This is a genomic window from Burkholderia sp. Bp8998, from assembly GCF_003854235.1.
Lineage (GTDB): Bacteria > Pseudomonadota > Gammaproteobacteria > Burkholderiales > Burkholderiaceae > Burkholderia.
This window is the reverse complement of sequence record NZ_QTQF01000025.1, coordinates 38,628-63,455: the sequence shown is the minus strand read 5'-3', so window position 1 is coordinate 63,455 and position 24,828 is coordinate 38,628. Positions and strand designations below refer to the sequence as shown.

At 65.4% G+C, this 24,828-nt stretch carries 21 protein-coding genes and 1 pseudogene; 15 read left to right on the top strand and 7 right to left on the bottom strand.

Going from position 1 to position 24,828, the window contains the following annotated elements:
• The first annotated feature begins 288 nt into the window (after positions 1 to 288).
• The 10 genes from DIE06_RS23650 (at position 289) to DIE06_RS23605 (ending at position 11,849) form a co-directional block, all read left to right on the top strand.
• On the top strand, positions 289 to 1,299 hold the full coding sequence (locus tag DIE06_RS23650; protein WP_124663434.1) for a sugar ABC transporter substrate-binding protein: 1,011 nt from the start codon (positions 289 to 291) through the stop codon (positions 1,297 to 1,299).
• Between the two features lie 91 nt (positions 1,300 to 1,390).
• Positions 1,391 to 2,899, top strand: a complete 1,509-nt coding sequence (locus DIE06_RS23645) for a sugar ABC transporter ATP-binding protein (protein WP_221624065.1) — start codon at positions 1,391 to 1,393, stop codon at positions 2,897 to 2,899.
• Positions 2,899 to 3,879: an ABC transporter permease gene (locus DIE06_RS23640; protein WP_124663432.1), complete on the top strand. Its 981-nt coding sequence runs from the start codon at positions 2,899 to 2,901 to the stop codon at positions 3,877 to 3,879. The genes DIE06_RS23645 and DIE06_RS23640 overlap by 1 nt, the downstream gene beginning before the upstream one ends.
• On the top strand, positions 3,876 to 4,883 hold the full coding sequence (locus tag DIE06_RS23635; RefSeq protein WP_260433752.1) for an ABC transporter permease: 1,008 nt from the start codon (positions 3,876 to 3,878) through the stop codon (positions 4,881 to 4,883). The genes DIE06_RS23640 and DIE06_RS23635 overlap by 4 nt, the downstream gene beginning before the upstream one ends.
• Before the next feature lie 276 nt (positions 4,884 to 5,159).
• Positions 5,160 to 6,263, top strand: coding sequence for a porin (locus DIE06_RS23630; protein WP_124663492.1), 1,104 nt, complete (start codon positions 5,160 to 5,162; stop codon positions 6,261 to 6,263).
• 102 nt (positions 6,264 to 6,365) lie between these two features.
• Positions 6,366 to 7,496 carry a YncE family protein gene (locus DIE06_RS23625; RefSeq protein WP_124663431.1) on the top strand — a complete coding sequence of 377 codons (1,131 nt, stop codon included), beginning with the start codon at positions 6,366 to 6,368 and terminating at the stop codon, positions 7,494 to 7,496.
• A gap of 186 nt (positions 7,497 to 7,682) precedes the next feature.
• A complete protein-coding gene (locus DIE06_RS23620) occupies positions 7,683 to 8,234 on the top strand; it encodes a heme-binding protein (protein ID WP_124663430.1) in 552 nt (183 codons plus the stop codon).
• Positions 8,235 to 8,270: 36 nt separating this feature from the next.
• Positions 8,271 to 9,470: an acetamidase/formamidase family protein gene (locus DIE06_RS23615; RefSeq protein WP_124663429.1), complete on the top strand. Its 1,200-nt coding sequence runs from the start codon at positions 8,271 to 8,273 to the stop codon at positions 9,468 to 9,470.
• 95 nt (positions 9,471 to 9,565) lie between these two features.
• Positions 9,566 to 10,867, top strand: a complete 1,302-nt coding sequence (locus tag DIE06_RS23610) for an MFS transporter (protein ID WP_124663428.1) — start codon at positions 9,566 to 9,568, stop codon at positions 10,865 to 10,867.
• Entirely contained in the window at positions 10,848 to 11,849 is a 1,002-nt protein-coding gene (locus DIE06_RS23605) for a fumarylacetoacetate hydrolase family protein (RefSeq protein ID WP_260433751.1), read from the top strand. The genes DIE06_RS23610 and DIE06_RS23605 overlap by 20 nt, the downstream gene beginning before the upstream one ends.
• Positions 11,850 to 11,906: 57 nt before the next feature.
• Here DIE06_RS23605 and DIE06_RS23600 read toward each other — a convergent pair whose 3' ends face one another.
• On the bottom strand, positions 11,907 to 12,776 hold the full coding sequence (locus tag DIE06_RS23600; RefSeq protein WP_124663427.1) for an AraC family transcriptional regulator: 870 nt from the start codon (positions 12,774 to 12,776) through the stop codon (positions 11,907 to 11,909).
• A gap of 334 nt (positions 12,777 to 13,110) precedes the next feature.
• On the opposite strand from DIE06_RS23600, the gene DIE06_RS23595 reads away from it, so the two are divergent.
• The 3 genes and pseudogenes from DIE06_RS23595 to DIE06_RS23585 form a co-directional block, all read left to right on the top strand.
• On the top strand, positions 13,111 to 13,902 hold the full coding sequence (locus tag DIE06_RS23595) for an alpha/beta fold hydrolase (RefSeq protein ID WP_124663426.1): 792 nt from the start codon (positions 13,111 to 13,113) through the stop codon (positions 13,900 to 13,902).
• Positions 13,903 to 14,111: 209 nt separating this feature from the next.
• Positions 14,112 to 14,399, top strand: coding sequence for a YciI family protein (locus DIE06_RS23590; RefSeq protein ID WP_260433750.1), 288 nt, complete (start codon positions 14,112 to 14,114; stop codon positions 14,397 to 14,399).
• A gap of 121 nt (positions 14,400 to 14,520) precedes the next feature.
• A pseudogene (locus DIE06_RS23585) lies at positions 14,521 to 14,799 on the top strand (transcriptional regulator); the annotation flags it as partial.
• 284 nt (positions 14,800 to 15,083) lie between these two features.
• Here DIE06_RS23585 and DIE06_RS23580 read toward each other — a convergent pair.
• From DIE06_RS23580 to DIE06_RS23555, 6 genes are all read right to left on the bottom strand, one after another.
• Entirely contained in the window at positions 15,084 to 15,377 is a 294-nt protein-coding gene (locus DIE06_RS23580) for a hypothetical protein (protein ID WP_124663425.1), read from the bottom strand.
• Between the two features lie 288 nt (positions 15,378 to 15,665).
• Positions 15,666 to 17,945, bottom strand: a complete 2,280-nt coding sequence (locus DIE06_RS23575; RefSeq protein ID WP_124663424.1) for an FdhF/YdeP family oxidoreductase — start codon at positions 17,943 to 17,945, stop codon at positions 15,666 to 15,668.
• A 132-nt stretch (positions 17,946 to 18,077) separates the two neighbouring features.
• Positions 18,078 to 20,909: an ATP-dependent Clp protease ATP-binding subunit gene (locus DIE06_RS23570; RefSeq protein ID WP_124663423.1), complete on the bottom strand. Its 2,832-nt coding sequence runs from the start codon at positions 20,907 to 20,909 to the stop codon at positions 18,078 to 18,080.
• A 611-nt stretch (positions 20,910 to 21,520) separates the two neighbouring features.
• On the bottom strand, positions 21,521 to 21,790 hold the full coding sequence (locus DIE06_RS23565; RefSeq protein WP_124663422.1) for a hypothetical protein: 270 nt from the start codon (positions 21,788 to 21,790) through the stop codon (positions 21,521 to 21,523).
• 100 nt (positions 21,791 to 21,890) lie between these two features.
• Entirely contained in the window at positions 21,891 to 22,706 is an 816-nt protein-coding gene (locus tag DIE06_RS23560; RefSeq protein WP_124663421.1) for a family 1 encapsulin nanocompartment shell protein, read from the bottom strand.
• On the bottom strand, positions 22,699 to 23,775 hold the full coding sequence (locus tag DIE06_RS23555) for a Dyp-type peroxidase (protein WP_124663420.1): 1,077 nt from the start codon (positions 23,773 to 23,775) through the stop codon (positions 22,699 to 22,701). Before DIE06_RS23555 ends, DIE06_RS23560 begins: the two co-directional genes overlap by 8 nt.
• Positions 23,776 to 24,191: 416 nt before the next feature.
• Here DIE06_RS23555 and DIE06_RS23545 point away from each other — a divergent pair, with 416 nt between their 5' ends.
• Positions 24,192 to 24,377, top strand: a complete 186-nt coding sequence (locus DIE06_RS23545) for a hypothetical protein (protein ID WP_124663418.1) — start codon at positions 24,192 to 24,194, stop codon at positions 24,375 to 24,377.
• Positions 24,374 to 24,826, top strand: a complete 453-nt coding sequence (locus DIE06_RS23540) for a phosphate-starvation-inducible protein PsiE (RefSeq protein ID WP_124663417.1) — start codon at positions 24,374 to 24,376, stop codon at positions 24,824 to 24,826. Before DIE06_RS23545 ends, DIE06_RS23540 begins: the two co-directional genes overlap by 4 nt.
• The last annotated feature ends 2 nt before the right edge of the window (positions 24,827 to 24,828 follow it).

The following is a 24,828-nucleotide window of genomic DNA, read 5'->3' as shown; positions in this document are numbered from 1 at the left end:
CTCATTGACAGTGCGAATCGCTTGGGTAGGATATGCACACGTTTGCATAACGCAAATCACTCAGTCGCCGATGTGGCCAGATGCGCGTCGGAGCGCGGAGGTCGCGGGCGATCGGACCCCTTGGCGCGTCGCCATCGCGCGGATCGATTGACGCGGGGATGGCTGGCGCCGCGACGGTGCAGGGCATCTTTTTGCCCGCATTTATGCAAACGGTTGCATATCGTTGTCAAAAATTCCCATGCCGGTAGGCGGCGTGGCCAACGTGAACGACGTACAGGAGCCAGTTGGATGGAGACGAACCGTAAATCCGAGCGGGAACCGACACGCAGGCGGGCCGCGATGTGCATCGCCGTCGCATGTGCAGCGGCGATCGGCATCTCTCATGGTGCGAATGTGCTGGCGGCAAACGAAACGATCGCCGCCTTCTACAAGAACCAGGTGGATCCGCACTTTGCACTGGTCCGCGCGGGTGTCGACGCCGAGGCGAAGCAGCTTGGCATATCGGTCACGCACTATGCGCCGACGCGGCCGAACGATCTCGGCGAGCAACTGAGCGAGCTGGAGGATGTGGGGGTGAAGAAGCCGAGCGCCGTGCTGTTCATGGGCGTGAACCCGCGTGGTGTCGTCCCCGCGATCCAGAAGGTCAATGCAATCGGCATCCCGATCGTCAACTACAACGATCGCGTCGCGGGCGGAAAGTTTGCGTCGGTGGTCGTCGCGGACGACTACAACCTCGGTCTCGATGTGGCGCGATACCTGTTCAGGAGCCTCGGCGGCAACGGCAATGTCGTGATCCTCGAGGGCGTGAAAGGCTCGACGACCAGCGACGAACGCGAACGCGGATTCAGGAAGGCGCTGCAGGAATTCCCGGGCATCCATCTGCTGGCGTCGCAGCCGGCAAATTATCAGCGGCTGCAGGCGTTGCAGGTGATGGAGAACCTGATTCAGTCGAACCCGAAGATCGATGGCGTGCTGGCGGCCGCCGACGTGATGGCGATGGGGGCGATCGAAGCGCTCGAGGCGGCGGGGCAGAAGCAGGTGAAGGTCGTCGGTATCGGTGGCGTGCCCGAATCGGTCAAGGCGATCAAGGAGGGGCGCCTGCTCGCGACCGCCGAATTCAACGGTTTCAGGATGGGTTGCATCGCGACGATGGCCGCGGTGCGCACCCTGCGCAAGGAGCCGGTGCCCGATACGGTGCTGATCAAGGGCATCGTGATCGACAAGACGAACTATGCACCGTTCGAACTGCCGGGCGATCAGCGTCGATGCCCGGTATGGAGCGACGTGGCGAGCAAGTGACCCGTGCAGCCGGGCGCGCGGTACGCCGGTACGGCACCCCGGCTTGCGCCTGACGCACGGCTGGCCACCGAATAGCACCGCGGAGATGAACATGGCAACCTCGACTGGGCGCGCTCCGCGCCTCGAATTACGCAAGATCTGCAAGCATTTTCCAGGCGTGGCTGCGTTGACCGACGTCGACCTCACGCTGTATCCGGGTGAAGTCCACATGCTGCTCGGCGAGAACGGCGCCGGGAAATCGTCGCTGATGAAGGTGTTGTTCGGCGCCTACCGTGCCGATAGCGGCGAGATCCGATACGACGGCATGCCGGTCGCGATCGAATCGCCGGCCGACGCGCGGCGCCTCGGCATCGCGGTGATTTTCCAGGAATTCTCGCTCGTGCCGCATCTGTCGATCGCACAGAACATCTATCTCGGCCGCGAGCCTCGCAACCGCTTCGGCCTCGTCGATCATCGGCGCATGCATGCGGACGCCGCCGCGGCATTGGCGCAGCTCGGGCTTGCGTACGACACGCGGACCCACGTGGCGGACCTGGGCGTTGCGCAGCAGCAGATGGTCGAGATTGCGAAAGCGCTGTCGCACGACGCGCGCGTGCTCGTGATGGACGAGCCGACCGCCGCGATCTCGGACCGGGAAGCCGATGCGCTGTTCGCGGTCGTACATCGCCTGCGCGACGCAGGCGTCGCGATCGTCTACATCTCCCATCGAATGAAGGAGGTGTTCGATCTTGGCGATCGCGTGACGGTGCTGCGCGACGGCCGGCTGGTCACGTCGATGGCGGCCGGCGACGCGACCCCCGACGAGCTGATTGCGCTGATGGTCGGACGCAAGGTCGGCACGGTCTATCAGCGCCGATACTTCGGCGCATCCGGCGAGATTGCGCTCGATGTGCGCGATCTGACGACCGCGACCGGCGTGAACGGGGTCGACCTGCAGGTGCGCTGCGGCGAGATCGTCGGATTGTCGGGCCTGGTCGGCGCCGGGCGGACCGAGGTGGCGCGCGCGGTGATCGGCGCGGACCCGATCCAGGGCGGTCGCATCGAAATCTTCGGCGAAACGGTGTCGGGCGGTCCGCATGAGGTCGTCAGGCGCGGCGTCGGCCTGATTCCGGAAAACCGCAAGCAGGAAGGTCTCGCATTGCGCCGCTCCGTGCATGAGAACCTGCTCGTGTCGAGCTTGTGGAAGCTGTTTCCGACCGGCTGGTATCGCCCGGCACGGGCGCGGCGCGCGACGCGCGAGCTGATCGACATGCTGCGGATTGCACCCGGCGACCCGGCGAAACGGGCGCGCAATCTGAGCGGCGGCAACCAGCAAAAGATCGTGATCGGCAAGTGGCTGAGTGCCAACTGTCGCCTGTACATCTTCGACGAACCGACGCGCGGGATCGATATCGGTGCAAAGACCGAGATCTTCAATCTGATCGAGCGCCTTGTCGAGGAGGGAGCGGCGGTCCTGCTGATCAGCTCGGAGCTCTCGGAGATCGTGCACGTGTGTGACCGTGCGTACGTGATGCGCGGCGGCACGATTTCGGGCGAACTGCCACGAGGGCAGTTGAGCGAGCAAAGCATTCTGGGTCTGGCAATGCACGGAGGTCGATGATGTCGGTGGAAACTGAACTGAATGGCAGGAACCGGACAGCGCGGCGCAAGCGGCCGCTGCCGTCGATTGTGTGGGCAAGTATCGGGTTGATCGCAGCGGCGGCATTCGGCGTGCATGGGTTCGCGTCGCGCGCGAACCTCGTCGACATCGGCCTGCAGGTCTCGATGCTCGTGATGATCGCGATGCCGATGACGCTGGTGATTCTGAGCGAGGGGCTCGACCTGTCGGTTGGCGCGTTGCTGAGCCTTTGCGGCGTCGTGTTCGCACTGTCGCTCGGCGCGGGCAACGGCATGGCTGTCGCACTGGCCATGGCCGCGGCCGTCGGCGTCGCGATCGGCTTCCTGAACGGCACGCTGGTGGCGTGGCTCGGTCTGCCGCCGTTCGTCGTGACGCTCGGCACGCTCGGCGTCGCGCACGGCGTGGCGCTCGTGCTGACCGACGGCAACGCCGTCGTCGTCGCCAATCCAGCGGTCGGCACGCTGTACGGCGCGTCCGTGCTTGGCGTGCCGTTCCCGATCGCCGGTGCGCTCACCGCGTATGCGCTCACGCATCTGCTGCTTTACCACACCCGGTTCGGCGCCTACGTGTTTGCGATCGGCGGCAACCGGGACGCCCTCACGCTGGCGGGGGTTCGCACCCGTGCCTATCACATCGCGATCTACGCGATGAGCGGCCTGTTCGCAGGGCTTGCCGCACTCCTGCTTGTCGGGCGCATGAACGCCGGGGAGCCGAATGCGGCGATCGGCATGGAATTCGATGCGATCGCGGCGGTCGTGCTCGGCGGTACGTCGTTCGAGCGCGGAGAGGGGTGGTTGCCCGGGACGGCAATCGGTGTGTTGACGATCGGTGTGCTTCGCAATGCCCTCAACCTGGTCGGCATCGAATCGTCGTTGCAGGTCGTGACGATCGGTCTGCTGGTCCTCGCGGTCGTCGTGATCGACAGTGTCCGAAAATCTCTTGTTGCAGGAGCGCAGGCATGAGTACACAGAATCAGTCCCCCTCCGTGGCGATGCGCATCATGGGACTCGATCGTCGCGGCCGGTTTTCCGGCGACGCGAATGCGTTGATCGGTCGTGCCGTGTTCGTCTGCTTGATTGCGATCGCGCTCACGTTCGCGTCGGACAGTTTCGCAACGTTCGGTAACCTGCTGAACGTGCTGCGGCAAGCCAGCCTGATGTTTCTGCTTGCATCCGGCCTCACGATCGTGATTCTGTCCGGCGGATTCGATCTCTCCGTCGCGGCGAATCTCACCCTTTGCGCCTGTCTGACAGCAGGAACGATGAAAACCGGCGTATCGCCATGGCTGGCAGTCGCGGTTTCGATGTCATGCGGGGCCTCGATAGGACTTCTGAACGGTCTGGCGGTCACGCTTCTGCGGTTGCCCCCCTTCCTTGCCACCTACGGGATGCTTTGGGTCGTGCAGGGACTCGCGTTTCACTACATGGGCGGCAACGAGATCTTCGGCTTCCCGGCCGGCTTCCGCATGCTCGGTACCGGCTTCTGGTGGGGGGTGCCGATCCCCGTCTACATGATGCTGCTCGTATTGACCATCGGTTCGGTCGTCACTGCGCGCTTCAATTTCGGTCGAGAGATTTATGCGATCGGGTCCAATCCGGAAGTGGCGCGCCTGTCCGGGATTCCGGTGCGCCGACGGCGGATCATGGTGTACACGATCAGCGGCCTGATGGCCGGGATTGCCGCGGTCGTTTATCTGGCGCGCGTGAACGCGGCCGACTCGGCGATGGGTGATCCGATCCTGTTGCCCGCGATCGCGGCAATCCTGATCGGCGGGGCTTCGCTGTACGGGGGCACCGGCACCTTGCTCGGCACGTTGCTCGGCTGTCTGACGCTGGCGCTCGTCATCGACGGCATGAACTTGCTGAATCTCAACGCGAACCTGCAGCCGCTCGTTGTCGGCGTAGTGCTGCTGGCGGCGGTGCTCATCGACGCATTCGGTCGCCGGCAATCGGGCACGCCCGGCTGACGGCACCGAGATGCGGCTTGCCTGGCGAAAACAAAGAGACGATTTGACAAGCGACGGGACTCTTCGACGATGGCCCCGGAATGAAGTGTCCTTAACATGAAGTCGAAGTAACCGGCATCACCCGATGCCGGTTCAGGCGGGGAATCATCGTGGGATCGTACGATTTGTTCGCCGAATGGACCGGCTGGTAGTTAGTCATACATATTAAATGTCGGAATCCGGTCAGTGGGAATCCGGTATCAAAAGACTGATATGGAGGGGTAGACAGTGGTGGAGATGAAAAAGGCAACGATCGCGGCACTGGTCGGCGTGGCATTTGGCGGATCGGCGTTCGCGCAGAGCAGCATCACGCTCTCCGGGAAAATCGATAACGGTTTGACTTACGTGACGGACGAGGGGGGGCATCACAACTTCAAGATGGACAGCGGCGTGCTGTTTCCGAACGTCTGGATCATGTCGGGTTCCGAAGAACTCGGTGGCGGCAACAAGGCGATCTTCAAGCTGTCGTCGCTGTTCAACCTGAACAATGGGCAAACGAATCAGCCCAACACGCTGTTCGGGCAGCAGGCCTATGTCGGCGTGCAGACGTCTTACGGCACGATCACGCTCGGCAAGCAGTTCGACTTCACCGCCGAATTCCTGGCACCGCTCAACGTCAGTTCGGCCGGCAGCGGCTACGCCATTCACCTCGGCGACTTCGATCGCACGAACAACGACCGGCTGACGAACTCGATCAAGTACATGAGTCCGACCTGGGGCGGGTTCCAGTTCGGCGCGATGTACGGGTTCAGCAACACCCCCGGCAGTTTCCACGACGGCAGCGGCTGGAGCGCCGGCGTGCAATACACGAACGGGCCGCTCACGCTCGCGACGATGTACACATTCGTCGCCACGCCGACGATCGATCCGTACGCGCAGATCGGCGTGCACTCGTTCTTCGGCCTCCCGGTCGCGACGGGCTCCGGAGACAGCGTCAACGACACCGCACCGAATTTCCAGATCCGCTCGCTTGGCACGCTCGGCGCCGGCGGTTCGTACGCGATCGGAGACTTCACGCTGTATGCCGACTACACCAATACGGTCCTGAAGTTCCAGGACGCCAAGTCGGTGATGAACGTGTACGAAGGCGGCGCAACATGGCAGGTCACGCCGGCATTCCAGCTCGTCGGCGGCTATCAGCACACGAGCTTCGAAGGACACGCGTGGAATCAGGTGACGGCTGCGGCGCTGTATTCGCTTTCGAAACGAACCACGGTCTACCTGTCGTCCGATTATCTGAAGGCATCCGCCGGTGTGGACGCGGTGATCGGTGCGAGCTTTGCGCCGGCACCGACCGGTCATCAGGCGGACGTCCGGATCGGCCTCGCACATACGTTCTAGGTGTATCGCGTGACGGTCGGCCGACTTAGGGTCGGCGGGCCGGGCAAGTGTTGCGACCCGGCGCGTGCCGGGTCTGTCCATGAGAACCAGGAGGAGTCGACAATGAAACGAGTCTATGTTGCATGTGCAATGATGAGCCTGACGGCCGCCGCGGCCGTCGCGTGGGGCGCCGATGCCGCCGGTGGCGGACCGAAGCTGATTACGACGATTCCGGTCACGAGCGAGAAACCGTTCGGCTTCGACATCAGCGCCGCGGGGGACGGCAACTATTACCTCGCCGACGGTGCGAACGAGACGCTCGACGTATTCGACGCGACCACGATGAAGTTGCGTGACCGGATCAAGGCCGACTTCGCCGGTATCGGGCCGACACACGAAAAATCAGGCCCGTCGGGCGTGCTTCCCATTCCCGGCACGTCGCTGGTCTATGTGGGCGACGTGAATTCGGTCAAGGTGATCGACGTCGCGTCGAAACAACTCGTCAAGCGCATCGAAGTCAGCTCGTCCGGCATCCGTGCGGACGAGGGCTGTCTCGACCCGAAGCACCACGTCGCGATGTTCTCGAGCGGGGCGGAGCAGCCTCCTTTCGTGACCTTCATCAATACCGACACGCAGTCGGTAATGGCGAAGATGCCGCTTGCGGACTCGACCGGCCTCGAGGCATGCGAGTTCGACCCGAAGAACGACAACTTCGTGCTGAACAATGACGGGACGAAGGCGAATCCGAAGGGCGAGGTCGACCTGATTCCGGTGAAGACGGTGCTCGAGGGCAAGCCGGCCATTCAGGCCGCGCTGAAGCTGAAGGGGTGTGAAGGCCCGAGCGGCCTCGCGCTCGGACCGGGCAACGATGCGCTGATCGGCTGCGACCCCGATGAAGGCGGCAAGCAGACGACGCTGATCATCGACCGGACGGACGGTACGACGCTCGCGCAACTGCCGTTCGGGGGCGCCGACGAGGTGGTCTACGACCCGGTTTCGAATCGCTACTTCCTCGCTGGCGGTCACCACTCCAAGGACAACGTATCGCGGGTCGGCGCGAAGGACGCGAAGTTCGACCCCGCCCTCGCGGTCGTCGACGCCAGCACCCGCAGTCTCGTTGCAATCGTCCCGACCGGCAAGTTCTCGCATTCGGTCGCGGTCGACGGTGCGTCGCATCACGTTTTCGTCCCGTACGGCGCAGGGTCACCCGAGCAGTTCCCGGGAACCGGTATCGCCGTGTTCGCGACGGAGTAACGGCTCCAGTGCGGTGATTGTCCGCGGGAGAACGGTTCCCGCGGATTTTTTTGACGTCGCGCTCGTGCGCAGCGAGAGACCGACTATCGGACCCGGCGGCACGTCACGAGGCTGGATGGTCAGGTCGTGCGGCCTGGCCGGACGTACGCCGGAACGCGAGCGTGCCAGGTGAAGTGGAGTCAGGAGATGGAAGTGAAACACGGGTGGCCGATTCTGCGGTTACTGAAGCTGCTGGGCGTTTGCGCCGGATGCGCCGGCACCATGCATGCGTCGTTTGCCGAAGACGCGCGCGGCAACGCCCCGATGCCGACCTACGTGCTGAGTTACGCGCAGACGCAGACGCTGCTCTCGCTCGCCGTCGCCGAGGCGAACGCGCGGCACCTGGCGATGGGCTTCGCTGTCGTCGATCCGGGCGGGCATCTGCTGGCCGCCGTGCGGATGGATGGCGCATCGTTTTCGAGTGTCGACTTCGCACGCGGCAAGGCGTTCGCGTCCGTCGCGCTGGGCGGCCAGTCCGGCGTCACGCTCGAACATCGCTACCGCGACGATCCGTCCGAATACAGCAACATGTCCGGCGCCGGCTATTACGCGCCGTTTCTGCCCGGCCGCGGCACGTTTCCGGTCTTCATGAACGGCCATTTGCTCGGTGCGCTCGGTGCCGCCGGCGCACCGTCCGAGACCGACGATCAGGTGGTCCTGAAGGCGATCGCCGGGCTCGGCGCTCAATCCGCGCGTTGATCGCGCTTTGTCCTTGAAAACCAGTCTGGAAGACGTATGACACACAACATGGAAATGGAGCACTCGGGCGATACCCCGGCAATCGACATCGAGACGGGCCGTGCAGTGACGATGGACGGAACCGCACAATGCCGCCGGACCATGCTGAAGCTCGGCTTCGGCGCGCTTGCGGCAGGGTTGACTGGCGTCGCACGGGCGCAAGCGGCGGCCCCGAAGGTGCGAGCGGCAACGATGCACGTGCTGCCGGGTGGCAAGACGGTGAAGCTGGTGCCGTCGTGGGATACGGTGCAGGTCGGGCAAATGACGCCGGATGCCGCGGCGGCGGCTTCGATCCGGTCCGGCGACACCGTCTGGTACGACGGCACGTGGACCAACTGGGGCAACGAGGCGAAGTACGGGATGGGGTTCAAGGAGCGCGAGCCCATTCGCAAGAAATATCCGAACGGTGCATTTTCGCTGATCGGGCCGGTCGAGATCGAAGGCGCGGAACCCGGCGATGTCGTCGAATGCCGCATGTTGAAGATGCGGCCGATCGACTGGGGCTGGAACTCCGCGCCTCCGGGCGTCGGTGCACTGCCCGGTGATTTCGGTCCGTACCTGCGCTACCTGAAATTCGACGACGAGCGCACCTATGCGTCGTATGTACCGGGCGTGCGAATTCCGTTGAAGCCGTTCCAGGCCTATCTCGGCACCCAGCCGCCCGGCGACCGCGTGACGAGCGCGAACTTCGCCGGCAGCTATGGCGGCAATCTCGACTGTGCCGTTCTCGGCGTCGGCACGTCGGTATTTCTGCCCGTTCAAGTCGCGGGTGCGCGCGTATGGACGGGCGGCTCCATGGGGGCGTCCGGCGAGGGCAATGTCGACCAGACATCGATCGAATCCGCATTCGAGGAAATGCGAATCCAGTTCCTGCTCCACAAGCGGTCGTCGCTGAATGGCCCGATCGCCGAAACGCCCGAGCACTGGATCGGCTTCGGTTTCGCCGATAGCCTCGACGACGCGCTCGTTGCGTGCATTCGCCAGACGATCGGCTGGATGTCGGCCGCTACCGGGATTCCAGCAGTCGATTGCTACGGGATCCTGAGCGTGGCCGGAAGCTTCCGGATCACGCAGTATGCGCATCAGACCCGAACCGTCTACAAGACGGAACCGCCGAAGGGCGTGCACTGCATGGTGCCGAAGCAGATTTTCTCGGCCGAGATGCTGCGGCGCCTGTCGGATTACACGCGCGCGTAAGCGCAGGTTCGTTACTGCTTTTGAACGAGCGGCCGCACCGGCCGGATCCGTGCGTCACGGCGGGTCGGCGGGTGCGTGCCGCGGGAGGGTGCGTAGTGAAACTGAATGATCAAAAGACGACGGTCGATGCCGGCATGCCGCCAGTCGGCGCAATGAGCCGGACCGTCGCGTTGCTGGTCTGCTTTCTCGTCGTCGTTCTCGACGGCTTCAACACGACGTCGATCTCGTTCGTCGTGCCGACGCTGGCGCGCGACTGGCACCTCGCGCCGGCTGCGTTCACGCCGGTTTTCGTGGCGACCAACATCGGCGCGGCGATCGGCTTCATCGTCACCGGCCCGCTCGCCAGTCGCTTCGGACATCGTTCGGTCGGGCTGGCCAGCGTCGCGCTGTTCGGCGGTTGTACGTTGCTGACGATGTATGCAGGCAGCGTGGCGTTGCTGTCGGCGTTGCGGGTGCTGTCCGCGATCGGGCTGGGCGCGGCGCTGCCGATCGCGATCACGGCCTCGGCGGCGATCATCGGCGCGAAGCATAAGGTTGCCGCATCGGTGCTGGTGACGACCGGGATGTCGGTCGGCGCCGTGGCCGGAGGGTTGATCGGAGGCCCGCTGATGCACCGCTTCGGCTGGCAGGCGGTGTTCCTGATCGGCGGCGTACTGCCGTTTGTCGTCGCGCCCGCGTTCTTCCGGATCCTGCCCCCGGCCGCCGCCGCGGGATCCGGTACGCAGCATCCGGAGCGGCCGGTGGCGAGCCCGGTGCGGGCGTTGTTCTCCGACGGTCGTGCGCGTTATACCGGCGTGCTGTGGCTGTTCTCGTTCCTGATCTTCATGGACGTCTATGCCCTGCTGTTCTGGCTGCCGACCCTGCTGCTGTCGTTCGGCTTTTCGCTCGATCGGGCACCGGCCGGCATGGCCGCGTTCAGTATCGGCGGGCTGAGCGGCAACCTCCTGATGACGGCGGCCATCACGGCGATGACGGTGTCCGGGCGGTTGCGTGTGAAGTCGGCGCTGGCGGCGGGGATCGTCTGCGTGATCGCCGGCGTCGCGGTGCTGAGCCTGGCCGCATTGTCGCCGTCGACCGTGCTGCTGTCGATCGGTGTGATCGGCGCGGGGCTCGTCAACGGGATCATGGGGCAGACGGCGCTGGCGGTCGCATTTTATCCGCCGGGCATTCGCGCAACCGGCGTCGGCTGGGGACATGCAATCGGGCGGATCGGTTCATTCGTCGGCCCGGCAATCGGCGGCGCGCTGCTCGCGACGGGCTGGGATCCACGCCACATCGTGCTCGTCGCCGTGGTGCCGGCGATTGCCGCAATCGCCGCGCTCGGCGTGCTGGCGCTCATCGGTCGCGGCACGGTGGGCCCGGAGCCTGCCGCGAGCGGTGCGCCGGCCGGCCACTGAATCGTTCTCGACACACCTTTCTGAACAACCTGCGGAATCACGCTCGATCATGAAAATCATTGCTTACGCCGACGCCGGCCATCAAGCGCTGGGCGTCGTCACCAGCGATACGCATTTCGTCCCCGTTGCGGAAATCGCCCCGGATCTGCCCACGAACCTGATCGATCTGCTCGAGATGGACGACGGGCTTGAGCGCCTGCGTGCATCGGCTGCCGGCAAGACTGGCAATCGACTGCTCTCGTCGGTGACGCTGAAGCCGTTCCTGAACCGGCCGAACGCGATGTGGGCGCTTGCGCTGAACTTCAAGAGCCACATTGCCGAGACCGGACTGCAAACGAACCCCGACTATCCGCATTTGTTCCTGCGGACGGCCGCATCGTACGTCGGCGCGGGCGAGCCGATCGTCGCGCCGCCGGAAGCCGTGGCGCGCGCATTCGACTACGAGGGGGAACTCGGCGTGATCATCGGCAAGCCCGGGCGCTATATTCCCGTCGAGCGCGCGCTGGAATACGTCGCCGGCTACACCTGCCTGAATGAAGGCTCGGTGCGCGAATACCAGGTGCACAACCGGCAATTCGGCCTCGGAAAATGTTTCGAAGCGTCCGGTTCGTATGGCCCATGGCTCATGACTTCAGACGAGTTCGGCAATCCTGCGAAGCACACGGTGCTCACGCGCATCAACGGCATCGTCCGGCAGCGGGCCCCCCTCGACGACATGCTGATCGACGTGGCGCACACGGTGAGCTATCTCAGCCGCGGCTACCGGCTGCGGCCGGGCGACCTGATCGCGATGGGCACGCCCGGCGCGCTGAAGCCGGAACCCGGCGACGTCGCCGGGAATGACCTGTCGCGACAGTACGGACCGTTTCCGACGCCGGGCCTCGTGCACATGCGTCCGGGCGACTGGGTCGAAATCGAGATCGACGGGTTAGGCATACTCAGCAATCCGGTGATTGCGGATCCGACCGATCTGCTGGCCTGAGTGGTGCCATGCAGGCGTGCGGGGATCCGCACGCCTGCGGCAGACCGATCGCGCCGGTCAGTCGAAACGCTCCCGGTCGAGCGTGATCGAATGCCGGCGAAACTCGCTCGGCGGCACGCCCATGTGCTGCGCAAAGAAACGAGTGAAGTGACTGTGCTCCTCGAAGCCGAGCTCGTCGGCGATGTCGGCGAGCGGCCGGCCACTCTCGGCGAGCAGGCGAATCGCATGCGACATTCGAACCCAGTCGATGAAGTGCTGCGGCGAGATCCCCATGCAGCGCCGGAACTGCTCGAAAAAGCGTGACCGCGACAGCCCGACCTCGGCGGCGACCTGTGTAACGGTCATGTTCGCCGATGGCGCGCGCTTGATGAAGTCGAGCGCCTTACGGATTCTGAAGTCGACCGGGCGCGTGGACGGCGCGATGCGCGTCGTCAGTTCCGGATCGGCAAAATCGCGCCCGAGCGCCGTGAGGAGATCCTCGAGGATCGGCACGCAACCGGCATCGTGTGCAACGAGATGATTCGTGATGGCGGCCGCCAGACGGTCGACGTGGTGCTGTACGTCCGGCGTGACGACAACCAGCTGGCGCGGAAAGATGTCGGACGGGCCGCCGTCGGCCAGGCCGAGCCGCTTGCGCAGCCAGGGTGTTTCTATGACGAGCGACAGGATCAGCGACGGCGTGTCCTTGTTTGCGGACTTCGCGTGTTCGATCCACGGATTCAGGCAAATCGCAGCGTCGGCGCTGAGCGTGCATGCCTGCGAACCCATCCGGAAATCACAATCGCTTCCGCCAAGCTTGAACAGGAACTGGTACTGCGAGTGCGCATGCGCGACCAGCTGCCGGCTGATGAAGTTCACCGTGGCACGGCCGAACTCACCTTGCAGAATCCAGACCGGCCTTTCCGATTCCATTGCTGCTAGCACCATTTCCCTCTTCTCCGAAATCGCCGCGGCTGGAGCGCCGTCGCCGGTTCGGCGCGTCCTGCTCCGTTGCAAACGGCCGCCGTGTCGCGACAAGGAGACGTCGCTTGAACGCGCGTACAAGCCGCCTACTTAATCAAATGCGTGCCGGCCCGTCAATCCGGGGAAGATCGCAGATGTCGCTTGTGCAACGCCGGACCTGCCTCGCCGTAAAAATCCGGACGATCGGGTAAATCGTCGCTTCAATCGACCATCACCGCAGCGGCGCCCACGATAGAGTGTCATGCGAGCGGGGCGCACTGCGCAGTCCTGACGGGATTGAGTTCACGAGAGGTCGAGGATGACGGCATGGTTTGAACGCGACGGTATTCGTCTCGCATATGAGGAATCGGGTCCGGAAGATGCGCCCGTGGTGGTTTTCAGTCATGGCTTCCTGATGGACGGCGACATGTTTCGCCCCAACGTCGAGGCACTGAGCGATGTGTTTCGTTGTGTCGTCTGGGATCAGCGCGGCTTCGGCTCGACGGGGCCGATCGAACGGCCGTTCAGCTACTGGGATTCGGCACGCGATCTGATCGCGCTGCTCGATCATCTCGAGATTGCGTCCGCCTCGCTGGTAGGCATGTCGCAGGGTGGATTCGTGTCGATGCGCGCGGCACTGCTCGAGCCCGCCCGATTCCGGGCACTTGCGCTCATCGCGACGCGCAGCGATCTCGATGACGCATCGGTGACGGCGTCGTTCGACGCGCTCAAGACGGAGTGGGCGAACAACGGTGCGCGCAACGTGGCGGCGCATCTCGCCGGGTTTCTGCTCGGGGCGGATTACGCCGCATCGGCGTGGATCGAGAAGTGGCTGAGAATGCCGCGTGAAAAGTTCGGCTACCCGGTCGATGCGCTCACGACGCGCGATGATATTACGCCACGGCTCGCCGAGATCACCCATGCGGCGATCGTATTCCATGGCGATGCCGATGCGGCCATTCCGCTGCGTTGCGGTATCGCGCTTTCCGACAATCTGCCGAACTCCAGAGGAATCGTCCGTGTGGCCGATGCGGGGCATACGCCGAACCTCACCCATGCGCGTGATGTCAATCCGAAGCTGAGGGACTTCTTGTTGCGTTACGGGCGCTGACCGAACCGCTGCTTTGGTCTGACGGAGCTGCGCCGATCATGCATTCACCCGCTTTACGGAATGAATGAAGGAATGCGAATGAAGGCGGAATCGAGAGGATGAGGGCGAGGAAATCCGGACGATCCGGTAAGCGAGCGCACCTTTCGGTGAACGGCCATCTGGATGCGAGCCATATAGTCCTGTCGACCGCAATACCGACATCCGAAGGAATGAACATGCTTTTCATCGTTTACTGCCTCGATCACCCTGGCATGACGGACCGTCGTCAGATCCACTTTGCCGCGCATAAGGCGCGATTGCTTGCGTCCCCGTTGAAGGCGCGGATGGCGGGGCCACTTGTCGACGCCGACGGCGCGGTGGGTGGCAGCCTGTTTCTGTATGAAGCCGACGATATCGAAGCAGTGCGGCAACTGGTGCTCGACGATCCGTTTTATACCGACGGCATCTGGAAGTCCGTCGATATCCGGCTGTTCCTGAACCGCGCAGGCGAGCACTGATCGATCTTCGGCGCGATCCGACTGACCGGGGCAACTGTCCTGGCGGTGCGGCGTGGATCGGACACAGGTCGATGCGCGACAGGCGTCGCGGTCATTTCTGGCGACTTGATTGAAAATTCCCATGGTCCGAATTGGAACGCTCGAGGTTTTTCTGGACAGACGTGAAATTCGCTCTAACGGCAAACTGCTGCCCATGAGCAGTCGCGCGTTCGACATTCTCGAACTTCTGATTCGGGCGAACGGTGCATTGGTGTCGAAAGACGAGATCATGCAGCGCGTATGGCCGCACACGGTCGTGGAGGAAAACAATCTTCAGGTGCATGTCGTCGCGTTGCGCAAGGCGCTGGCGGGCGACCGGAACCTGATCGTCACGGTGCCGCGACGCGGCTACCGGCTGCTGACGACGACGCGCACCTATGCGCTGCAGCAGCTCGAGAACAACGGCGAACGTGCGGCTGCGGCGCTTGCGCATGCGAACGACTTCCACGCGTTGTTCAGGCTTGCGCCAGCCGGCGGCGAAGGGCTGCCGGGCGAATCGCGGCTCCACCTGATTCGACGCGAGCCGGAAAAATTGCGTGGTGCGGAGGCGCCAGGGGGACGCGTCGAGCATGAATGACGCGACCGGCCTGGAGCGATTTTTAGTTGAAACGTGGCGTTGATATCCTGATTTCGGGCGGCGGGACCTCAGTAATCACGATGCTCGTGTTCACGCTCGTGTTCGTGCTCGCGCCACGGATCACGTTCACGCGGATGACGATGCATCCACGCTTCGTGCTCCCAGTAACGATGGCCGTCCCAGTAGCGGTCGCCGTGCATGCCGATCGAGATCGACACATCCGCCGCCGGGGCCGGACGCTCTTCGTATGCCGGCTGCGGTGCAACGTAGACTTGCGCGAAGGCCGCGCTGGCCGCCACGAGTGTGCCGCCGGCCACGAGTGTCGGCAGAATTCGACGTATTGCAATGGTCTTGGGTTTCATCGCGCTGTCCTCCATCAAATACCTGAAGACGAGCAGGATTCGTTCCCATGCGGAGCGGCGGCCGCTTCGGTCGCTATTTCAAACATGCCGCCGCGCCTCATCGCCGCCAGTGCCGATCCGCTGTCGGAACGCACATTGAGCCGTTCGCGGTTCGACGCGATGAACGGAAGCGGCCGCGGCATTGGATGCAATGCCGCGGCCGGGAGAGGGGGAAGGAGAGAGCAGGGCAGGTTCAGGTGCGCGGCACGTCGTTTCGTGCCGTGCGTCGCGAACCTGCCTGCCCGTGGATCAGGCGACCGCCGAGCGCGCGACCCGCACCGGCACCGACTTGTACGACGGCGTGCCGCTTTCCTTGTCGATGTAGTCGAGCGGCACGAGCACGTTCGCTTCCGGGTAATACGCGCCGACCGATCCCGGCGCGATGTCGTACTCGATCGCGGTGATCTTCTCGAGCCGCAGCGTGCGGCCCGACGCGGTGACCGTCTCGATGTCGACGAGGTCGCCGTGTTCGAGCCCGTACTTCGCGAGATCGGCCACGTTCATGAACAGAACGTCGCGACGCCCGAACACGCCGCGATAGCGGTCGTCGAGCCCGTAGATCGTCGTGTTGTACTGGTCGTGGCTGCGCAGCGTGATCAGCCGCAGCACCTGCTCGGCGCCAAGCACGTCCGCGTCTTCCTTCACGCCCTGGTAGACCGAGAACATCGCCTTGCCGGTCGGCGTGGGCCACACGCGCTCGGTCGGCGGCAGCGGCAGGCGGAAGCCGCCCGGCGTGCGGATCCGCTCGTTGAATGCCTCGAAGCCGGGCACCGTCTTGTCGATCAGGTCGCGGATGCGGTCGTAGTCGGCGATCAGGTCGAGCCACGCGACCTTGCTGGCCGGCAGCGTCGCATGAGCGATCCCCGCGACGATCGCGGGCTCCGAGCGCAACTGGTCGGACGCAGGCTTGAGCTTGCCGGCCGACGCGTGGACCATCGACATCGAATCCTCGACGGTGATCGATTGCTGGCCGCTCGTCTGCATGTCGAGCTCGGTGCGGCCGAGCACGGGCAGGATGTAGGTTTCCTTCGCCACCAGCAGATGCGAGCGGTTCAGCTTCGTGCCGAGATGCACGCTGAGGTCGAGCTTCGCCATCGCGGGGAACGACAGCTCGGGATCGGGCAGCGCGACCGCGAAGTTGCCGCCGAGGCACAGCAGGGCCTTGGCCTGGCCGTCGACCATCGCCTGCATCGCCTGCACGGCGTCGTGCCCGTGGTGCGCGGGCGGCTTGAAGCCGCATACGTCCTCGATCTTCTGCAGGAACTCGGCCGACGGCTTCTCGGTGATGCCGACCGTGCGGTTGCCCTGCACGTTGGAGTGGCCGCGCAGCGGGCACACGCCCGCGCCGGGCTTGCCGAAGTTGCCGCGCATCAGCAGCAGGTCGGCGATCAGGCGCACGGTCGCGGTGCCCTTGTTGTGCTGCGTGACGCCCATCCCGTACGTGATGATCGTCGCGTTCGACTTCGCATAGGCGAGCGCGACCTGCTCGAGCTGCGCCTGGCTCAGGCCGCTCGCACGCTCGATGTCGTCCCACGACGTGGCCTGCAGGTCGGTGGAGAACGCGTCGAAGCCGTTGGTGTGCTGCGCGATGAAGTCGCGGTCGAGCACGTCGCCGCGCTCGGCCTCGAGCTGCAGCAGCGCCTTCATGATGCCCTTCAGCGCGGCCGCGTCGCCGCCCGCGTCGACCTGGTAGTACGTCGACGCGATGCGCGTCGAGCCGAACGACGCCATCTCGATCATGTCCTGCGGATCGGCAAAGCGTTCGAGCGCGCGTTCGCGCAGCGGATTGAACACGATGATCGGCACGTGGCGGCGCGAGCACTCGTGCAGCGTGCCCATCATCCGCGGGTGGTTGGTGCCGGGGTTGTGGCCGATCGAGATGATCAGCTCGCAGTGGTCGAAATCCTCCAGCGACACCGTGCCCTTGCCGATCCCGATCGACTGCGGCAGGCCGACGCTGGTCGGCTCGTGGCACATGTTCGAGCAGTCGGGGAAGTTGTTGGTGCCGAGCTCGCGCGCGAAAAGCTGATACAGGTACGCGGCTTCGTTCGACGCGCGGCCCGATGTATAGAACTCGACCTGCTCGGGCGGCAGCGCACGCAGCACCTCGCCGATGCGCGCGAACGCGTCGTCCCATTCGACCGCGCGGAACGTGTCGGTCGCGCGATCGTAGACGAGCGGATGCGTGAGCCGGCCCATGTTCTCCAGTTCGTAGTCGGACATCCGCAACAGCGACGATACCGTGTTCGCCGCGAAGAACTCGGGCGTCACGCGCTTGGTCGTCGCTTCCCACGTGACGGCCTTCGCGCCGTTCTCGCAGAACTGGAACGTCGACTTGTGTTCCTTGTCGGGCCACGCGCAGCCGGGACAGTCGAAACCGTCGGGCTGGTTGGTCCGCATCAGCACGATCGGCGCCTCGATGGTTTCCATCTGCGTGCGCACGGCCTCGGCTGTCGCGCGAAGCGCGCCCCAACCGCCGGCGGGCCCATCGTACTTCCTGATGCCTGGCACTTCGCGTCGATTTGTCATGTGATTCTCCATGAGCCTTTTCCCGCTGCGGGCGGCTCGGGTTGCGCCGCGTCGCGGCGTGGGGCGGTGCCGTCGGGCGGACGGCGCCGGTGATGCGGGCCCGTGCGTCCGGGCCCGCCTGTTATCGGTGATTCAGGGTGCGTCCTTCTTCGCACTGGACGACTTCTTTCCGGATGTCTTCGCGACCGGAGGCGGCGTCTGAGCCTTCGCTTCGTCATCCTTTTCATCCGTCGACGCCTTCGCCGCGTTGCCGTTCGGCCTGGCTTTTCCGTCGGCGTCCTTTTTCGCGTCCCTGGCGTCGGGCGACGCCAGCTTGTTGAACTTCACTTCGTCGCTCGCCTTGTCGTAATCGACTTCGACGCGATCGCCGGACGTCAGCTTGTCCGCGAGGATCTCCTTCGCGAGCTTCGTCTCGATGATCTGGCGCACCTGCCGCTTCAGTTCGCGCGCGCCGAATTCCGGCTGATAGCCGGCTTCGGTCAGGTGTTCGACGAGCGAGTCGCCCATCACGAGCGTGATGTCCTGCGCGGCGGCGGTGCGCACCACGCGGTCGAGCTGGATCTGCACGATCGAGCGGATGTTCTCCTTCGACAGCGCATGGAACACGATCACCTCGTCGATCCGGTTCAGGAACTCGGGGCGGAAATGGCCCTTCAGCACCTGCATCAGCGCCTCGCGGATCGCCTTGTCGGTCTTGCGCGCGGCTTCCGGCTGCGTGAGGTTGTCCATGATGATCGCGGCGCCGAGGTTGCTCGTCGCGATGATGATCGTGTTGCTGAAGTCGACCACGCGGCCCTTGCCGTCGGTCAGGCGGCCGTCGTCGAACACCTGCAGCAGCACGTTGTAGACGTCCGGATGCGCCTTCTCGATCTCGTCGAGCAGGATCACGCTGTACGGGCGGCGCCGCACGCGCTCGGTGAGCTGGCCGCCTTCGTCGTAGCCGACGTAGCCGGGCGGCGCGCCGATCAGCCGCGCGACCGCGTGCCGCTCCATATACTCGGACATGTCGATGCGGATGATCGCCTGCTCGTCGCCGAACACGGTCTCGGCCAGCGCCTTCGCGAGCTCGGTCTTGCCGACGCCGGTCGGCCCGAGGAACAGGAACGTCGCGATCGGACGGTGCGTCTGGCCGAGCCCGGCGCGAGACAGCCGCACCGCGTCGCTGACGGCGACCACCGCGTCGTTCTGGCCGACCACGCGCTCGCGCAGCTGCTCTTCCATCTTCAGCAGCTTCTGGCGCTCTTCCTGCGTGAGCTCGGACACCGGAATGCCGGTCAGCCGCGACACGACTTCGGCGACCGATTCGACCGTCACCTCGAGCGTCTCGGAACCGGTCTTGCGCTGCCACGCTTCCATCCTTTCGTCGAGCGACTTCTGCTTCTCGCTGATCTGCTCCTCGAACTGCTTCGCTTCGTCGAAGCGCTTGCGCGACGTCGCGTAGTCCTGCTCGCGCTTCAGCTGTGCGATCTGCGCTTCGCCTTCCTGGATGTCGACGGGGCGCGACGTCGCGCCGATCCGCACGCGCGCGGCGGCCTGGTCGATCAGGTCGATCGCCTTGTCGGGCAGGAAACGCGCGGTGATGTAGCGGTCGGCGAACTCGGCGGCCGCGACGAACGCGTCGTCGGCGAACGTCACCTGGTGGTGCGCCTCGAGGCTGTCGCGCAGCCCGCGCAGGATCACGATCGTCTGCTCGACGCTCGGTTCCGGGACGAACACCGGCTGGAAGCGCCGCTCCAGCGCCGCATCCTTCTCGATGTGCTTCTGGTATTCGTTCAGCGTGGTCGCGCCGATCAGGCTCAACTCGCCGCGCGCGAGCGCCGGCTTCAGCACGTTCGCGATGTCGAGCCCGCCTTCGCCGCCGCCCTGGCCCGCGCCGACGATCGTATGCAGCTCGTCGATGAACAGGATCAGTTCGTCATGCTTGGCGGTCACTTCGTCGATCAGCTGCTTCGCACGCTCCTCGAATTCGCCGCGATACTTCGCGCCGGCGACCATCGAGTTGATGTTGACTTCGACGAGCCGCTTGCCGCGCAGCACTTCGGGCACGTCGCCGTTCACGATCCGCTGCGCGAGGCCTTCGACGATCGCGGTCTTGCCGACACCGGGCTCGCCGATCAGCACCGGGTTGTTCTTCTTGCGGCGCGCGAGCACCTCGATCGTGCTCTCGATTTCCCGCGCGCGGCCGAGCACCGGGTCGAGCTTGCCCTGGCGCGCGATCGCGGTGAGGTCGCGGCCGAACTTGTCGAGATTCGGCGTGCCGGTCGGCGCGTCGACGCGGCCGTCTTCCGCACCCTTGCCGACGACCTTCACGACCTTCTGGCGTAGCGCTTCAGGCGTCACGCCGTATTTCTTCAGCAGCGTGCCGGCGATGCTGTCCGGCACCGACGCGAGACCGATCAGCAGATGCTCGGGGCCGATGTACGAGTGGCCGAGATCGCGCGACGCCTGGAATGCGTACTGCACGGCCTTCTTCACGCGCGGCGAGATCGACAGCCGGTCGAGCGAAGCGTCGGGGGAGGCCGTGCCGGTGTGCGCGTGCTCGTCGATGTACGACTGGATGTCGTGCGGCGACAGCTTCAGTTCCTTCAGCAGCGCGGCGCACACGTCGGTGTCCGCGAGCGCGTACAGCAGGTGTTCGGTGTCGAGTTCGCTGCGGCGCAGCGCGTGCGCCTTCTCGGCCGCGCGCTGCAACAGTTCGAGCGTTTGCTCGCTGAACGCGTCGGTCGGGTCGACCGATTCGCGCGGAATCTCGGCGGCAAGCGAGGGCGCGTCGCCGGACTCGCCGAACAGCGACGACGCACCGCCGCCCAGCAGCGAATCGAACGGGTTCAGCATGCTCTGATGCCGCATCAGCTGACGGAAGTGGTAGTCGCAGATCGAGATCGTCTTGCGCTCGCCGTCCTGCATCACGGTGGCGCGCGCGACGGCCGGCCGGGCGTGACAGATATCGCAAAGTGCGGGCATGGTGGTCTGGCTCCTGTCATTGAACGTGGATCGAAAGGGACGTCCCGATGTGCGCGGGCGCCCCGGGGTGCGCCTGCCGCACGACGTGACCGGCGGCGCGCGCGCCGCGCCGGCGCCCTCGCGCACCGTGCGCCGGCACGGCAACCGGCCGCGCTCGACGCCGGCAACACCGGTGCTTCGCTCGGCCCGCGGCATCACTTCGACTGCGTTCAAAATAGCGAATCGACCCATGTCCTCCAAGACACAGTTCCGCATCGGCCCGGCCGGGAATTGCACCCTCACATGCGTGCGAGCATGAGACGCAAGGAGTACAGACGAGCGCGCATGCGGGCGCGGCATGCGACAGACGGAAACGCGGCGGCGCGCGATGCGCGCGAAGCGCGGTGCGACATCGGCGCGCAGGGCGCCGGTGGAGAGCAAACGGGAGGGCGCGCGCGAGGTGAAACGCGGCTGCGCACGCGCATCGGTGCGATGACGCGGTGCGGTGGCGCGTTCGGGCGGGTTACGCGGCGCCCCGCGCGCACCGCGAGCGGTGCGTGGCGCGGGGCCGATGACGAAGAAGTCGGGTTGCACGGTGCAGGCCGAACAGGGCGCAACCGTGGCAGCCGCGATCAGTCGGAGAGTTTCATCGCGAGCCGCTGCCGTGCGATCTGCTTCATGTCGGTCGATAGCCCCGGATTCTGCAGACCATTGGCCCAGACGGAGAACGAATCCTCGATCAGGTTGCGGGTGTCGGGCGGCAGTTCGGCCAGCATCAGCGACACCACGGTGAACAGTACGGCGGTGTCGCCGGCCTGGCGGCTCGCGTTCGCGTCGATGACCTGCTTCAGGCTGTCGACCGACGCTTGCAGCGCCTGTAATGCGTCATTCGATTCGCTCATGTCACGCTCCATGCAGGAGGGCTCGGTCGGCGACGAACGTGCGGCCGGCCATGCGACCGGTGCGCGCGACACCCGGCAGGCATCACGCGCGGGCGGGACGTCAGGTCGCCGCGTTGGCCTGCGGCGCCACGGCCACCGATGCCTCGCTCGTCAGCATCAGGAACGTGAACGTTTCGCGCAGGTACAGGCGAACGACCTTGTCGGTATGGCTCGTGTAGCCGATCGACACGTCTTCGCCGAGGTGCAGTTCATAGTCGCCGCCGCGGGTGGACAGCACGCAGCCGCCGCTGATCGCCGGCGCCCAGATGATCTCGCCGCTGACGATGCGCTTGATGTGGCCGAGGACCGGATAGCCCTGGTCGCGCGCTTCGCTCAGCGCCGTATAGGCGTCCGAGCCGAGCACGACCGAGTACGGGCCGTCGACGCCGGCGAGCCGCAGCGCTTCCAGCGCGTCGCTGATCGCGTCCGGGTACGCGCTGACGTCGGCCGGCAGCGTGAGCTTGCGGTTCGACGTGCCTTCACGGATGCCGACGATGCCGGCGGCTTGATAGCCGTCGAAGATCGCGCCGTCTTCCGCGAACGCGAGCCGTTGCGCGGCGTCCTTCGCCGGCTGCCAGTCGGCATCGCGCGCGCCGCGCTCGACGCTGTCGATCGCATCGCGGCTCAGCTCGAACGGCACCGTCAGCTCGACGATCGTGCGGACTTCGCGCAGCCGTGCGCCCACCAGCTCGCGCGGCGCGGCGACCTCGCGCAGATGCCCGGTGCCGACGGCCGACAGCTCGGGGCCGGCCGGGCCTTCGACGTCGACCACGCGGCGCCCGGCCACCGAGCGCCTGAAGGTGCGTGCCACTTCTTCCTCGATCTGCTCCCAGGCGGACGAGGCGATCGGCGCGAGTTCGCGGTGCAGGTTATTCATAGGCCTTGGCTCCTTTCAGCGATCCGATGTTCAGCGAGCCGTCACGACGCAGCTCGGGCGATGGGGGGGCCGGCTGCGCGGCGGCGGTGGCGTCGGCGGCCGGTGCGGTGCGATCGGCGAGCGCTTCGAGCAGGTCGGCCGACGGCACGAAGAACAGCGAGCCGGTGACCGCGCGGCTGTAGTCGAGCAGCCGGTCGTAGTTGCCGGGCGGGCGGCCGACGAACATGTTCTCGAGCATCTGCTCGATCGGCGCCGGCGAGCGCGCGTAGCCGATGAAGTAGGTGCCGAATTCGCCGAAGCCGGGGCGCCCGAACGGCATGTTGTCGCGCAGGATCTTCACCTCCTGGCCGTTTTCGTCGAGCGTGGTCAGCGCGCTGTGCGAGCACGACGGCTTCACGTCCGGCGCCAGCTCGATGTCGGACAGCTTGGTGCGCCCGATGATGCGCTCCTGCGTCTCGACCGCGAGCGCGTTCCAGCCGGCCATGTCGTGCAGGTACTTCTGCACGATCACGTAGCTGCCGCCGGCGAATTCCGCATCTTCGTCGCCGATCACCGTGAAGTCGACCGCCTCGCGGCCTTCCGGGTTCTCGGTGCCGTCGACGAAGCCGATCATCGCGCGCTGGTCGAAGTTGCGGAAGCCGTGCACCTCGTCGACGACCGTGACCGCGTCGCCGAGCACGCCGAGCAGTTGCGTCGCGAGTTCGAAGCACAGGTCCATCGCGTCGGCGCGGATGTGCAGCAGGATGTCGCCAGGCGTCGCGACCGCCACGCGCTGGCCGGCGCCGAATTCGCGGAACGGATGCAGCGACGCGGGGCGCGGATCGCCGAACAGCGCATCCCATGCGTCGGCGCCGAAGCCGCATACGCAGGACAGGTTGCCGCCCGGCACGCGCTTGCCGACCGAGCGCACGAGCGCGGCGATGTCGCCGCACCACGCGCGGATCGTGTCGGCGCGCTCGGCGCCCGGGTTGACGGTTGCGACGAGGAAGATCGCGCTACGCGTGATCGGGCTGTGAACGGCCTGGGAAAGCGGGGGACGGGTTTGCATCGCGGCCTGCCGGTCAGTCATGTCGGGACGGACGGGCCGCGGTTGCCGCGGCGCGCGAAGACGAACGGTTGGACTGTGTCATGCGGCTGTTCTCTTTGTGACATGCGGATGAAGGACGTTGCGCGGGCATCGCGCAACGGGCCGCAGCGGCGGCAGCCCGCCGCCCGTGCGCGCAAGGGGGAGGCAGACAGGGTGGCCGCGCGTTCGCCCGGCGCGTGACCCTTCCGCACCGCGTAACGTCGTCGAGCCTGCAATCTAGCAGCTTCGGCGGGTCTTTGGAACACGTATCGGCAATCTGTCATTCGAATGGGTTGATCGGGGTCCGATTTTGCGTCGCGGGCGTGCAGCTGTACTCCTGAAACCCGCGGCGCTGTGCTCTTGAGCGGGCGTGGCGCGTGCAGTAGATTAGGTTCGCTCCGCCCGCGACGAGGGCCATCATGATGAACCTGCTGGAAGCGATGCGTATTTATGTTGCGGTGGTCGCGCGGGCCAGCACCGTGGCCGATGCGTGCGCAACCGTTCCCGATGCATCCGTCGCGGGCTTCCCGCCGCCCGAAACCCTTCGCCGTGTCGACGGAGCGTCGAGCGCGGCCCCTACGTCACTGCACCGGTCATCGCCTTGAATACGTCCACTGCTTCCGCCGATACGGCCACCGAGCGCATCCGCCGCCGCTTCGGACACTTCCTCCATGCGGCCGAGCTGGCCGGGCTGATCGTGATCGGTCTCGCGACCGCGTTCGCGATGACGCAGGAAGCGTGGAAGGTCGTGCTCGCGGGCGAGGTGTCGCTGACCGACCTGCTGCTGATGTTTCTCTATCTCGAAGTGCTCGCGATGGACGTGCGTTACCTGCGGCTCGGCCGGCTGCCGGTGCGCTTTCCGCTGTTCATCGCGATGACGTCGCTCGCGCGCGACCTGATCCTGCGCGGCGCCACCGACAGCCCCGAGCGGATGCTGATGACCACGTTCGGGATCGTGCTGCTCGCGGTGGGCGTGCTGATCCTCAGCTTCGGTCAGCATCGCTTTCCGATGGAAGTCGACGATGTCGAGGAGGATGCGCATACGCGGCGGTAATA

Excerpts from the sequence above, each read along its gene's own strand:
- DIE06_RS23600 (WP_124663427.1), bottom strand. The coding sequence starts at position 12,776 with ATGGTGCTAGCAGCAATGGAATCGGAAAGGCCGGTCTGGATTCTGCAA.
- DIE06_RS23570 (WP_124663423.1), bottom strand. The coding sequence starts at position 20,909 with ATGCCCGCACTTTGCGATATCTGTCACGCCCGGCCGGCCGTCGCGCGC.
- DIE06_RS23620 (WP_124663430.1), top strand. The coding sequence starts at position 7,683 with ATGGAAGTGAAACACGGGTGGCCGATTCTGCGGTTACTGAAGCTGCTG.
- DIE06_RS23640 (WP_124663432.1), top strand. The coding sequence starts at position 2,899 with ATGTCGGTGGAAACTGAACTGAATGGCAGGAACCGGACAGCGCGGCGC.
- DIE06_RS23625 (WP_124663431.1), top strand. The coding sequence starts at position 6,366 with ATGAAACGAGTCTATGTTGCATGTGCAATGATGAGCCTGACGGCCGCC.
- DIE06_RS23630 (WP_124663492.1), top strand. The coding sequence starts at position 5,160 with ATGAAAAAGGCAACGATCGCGGCACTGGTCGGCGTGGCATTTGGCGGA.
- DIE06_RS23580 (WP_124663425.1), bottom strand. The coding sequence starts at position 15,377 with ATGAAACCCAAGACCATTGCAATACGTCGAATTCTGCCGACACTCGTG.
- DIE06_RS23545 (WP_124663418.1), top strand. The coding sequence starts at position 24,192 with ATGATGAACCTGCTGGAAGCGATGCGTATTTATGTTGCGGTGGTCGCG.
- DIE06_RS23590 (WP_260433750.1), top strand. The coding sequence starts at position 14,112 with ATGAACATGCTTTTCATCGTTTACTGCCTCGATCACCCTGGCATGACG.
- DIE06_RS23635 (WP_260433752.1), top strand. The coding sequence starts at position 3,876 with ATGAGTACACAGAATCAGTCCCCCTCCGTGGCGATGCGCATCATGGGA.
- DIE06_RS23560 (WP_124663421.1), bottom strand. The coding sequence starts at position 22,706 with ATGAATAACCTGCACCGCGAACTCGCGCCGATCGCCTCGTCCGCCTGG.
- DIE06_RS23555 (WP_124663420.1), bottom strand. The coding sequence starts at position 23,775 with ATGACTGACCGGCAGGCCGCGATGCAAACCCGTCCCCCGCTTTCCCAG.
- DIE06_RS23575 (WP_124663424.1), bottom strand. The coding sequence starts at position 17,945 with ATGACAAATCGACGCGAAGTGCCAGGCATCAGGAAGTACGATGGGCCC.
- DIE06_RS23615 (WP_124663429.1), top strand. The coding sequence starts at position 8,271 with ATGACACACAACATGGAAATGGAGCACTCGGGCGATACCCCGGCAATC.
- DIE06_RS23645 (WP_221624065.1), top strand. The coding sequence starts at position 1,391 with ATGGCAACCTCGACTGGGCGCGCTCCGCGCCTCGAATTACGCAAGATC.
- DIE06_RS23565 (WP_124663422.1), bottom strand. The coding sequence starts at position 21,790 with ATGAGCGAATCGAATGACGCATTACAGGCGCTGCAAGCGTCGGTCGAC.
- DIE06_RS23595 (WP_124663426.1), top strand. The coding sequence starts at position 13,111 with ATGACGGCATGGTTTGAACGCGACGGTATTCGTCTCGCATATGAGGAA.
- DIE06_RS23650 (WP_124663434.1), top strand. The coding sequence starts at position 289 with ATGGAGACGAACCGTAAATCCGAGCGGGAACCGACACGCAGGCGGGCC.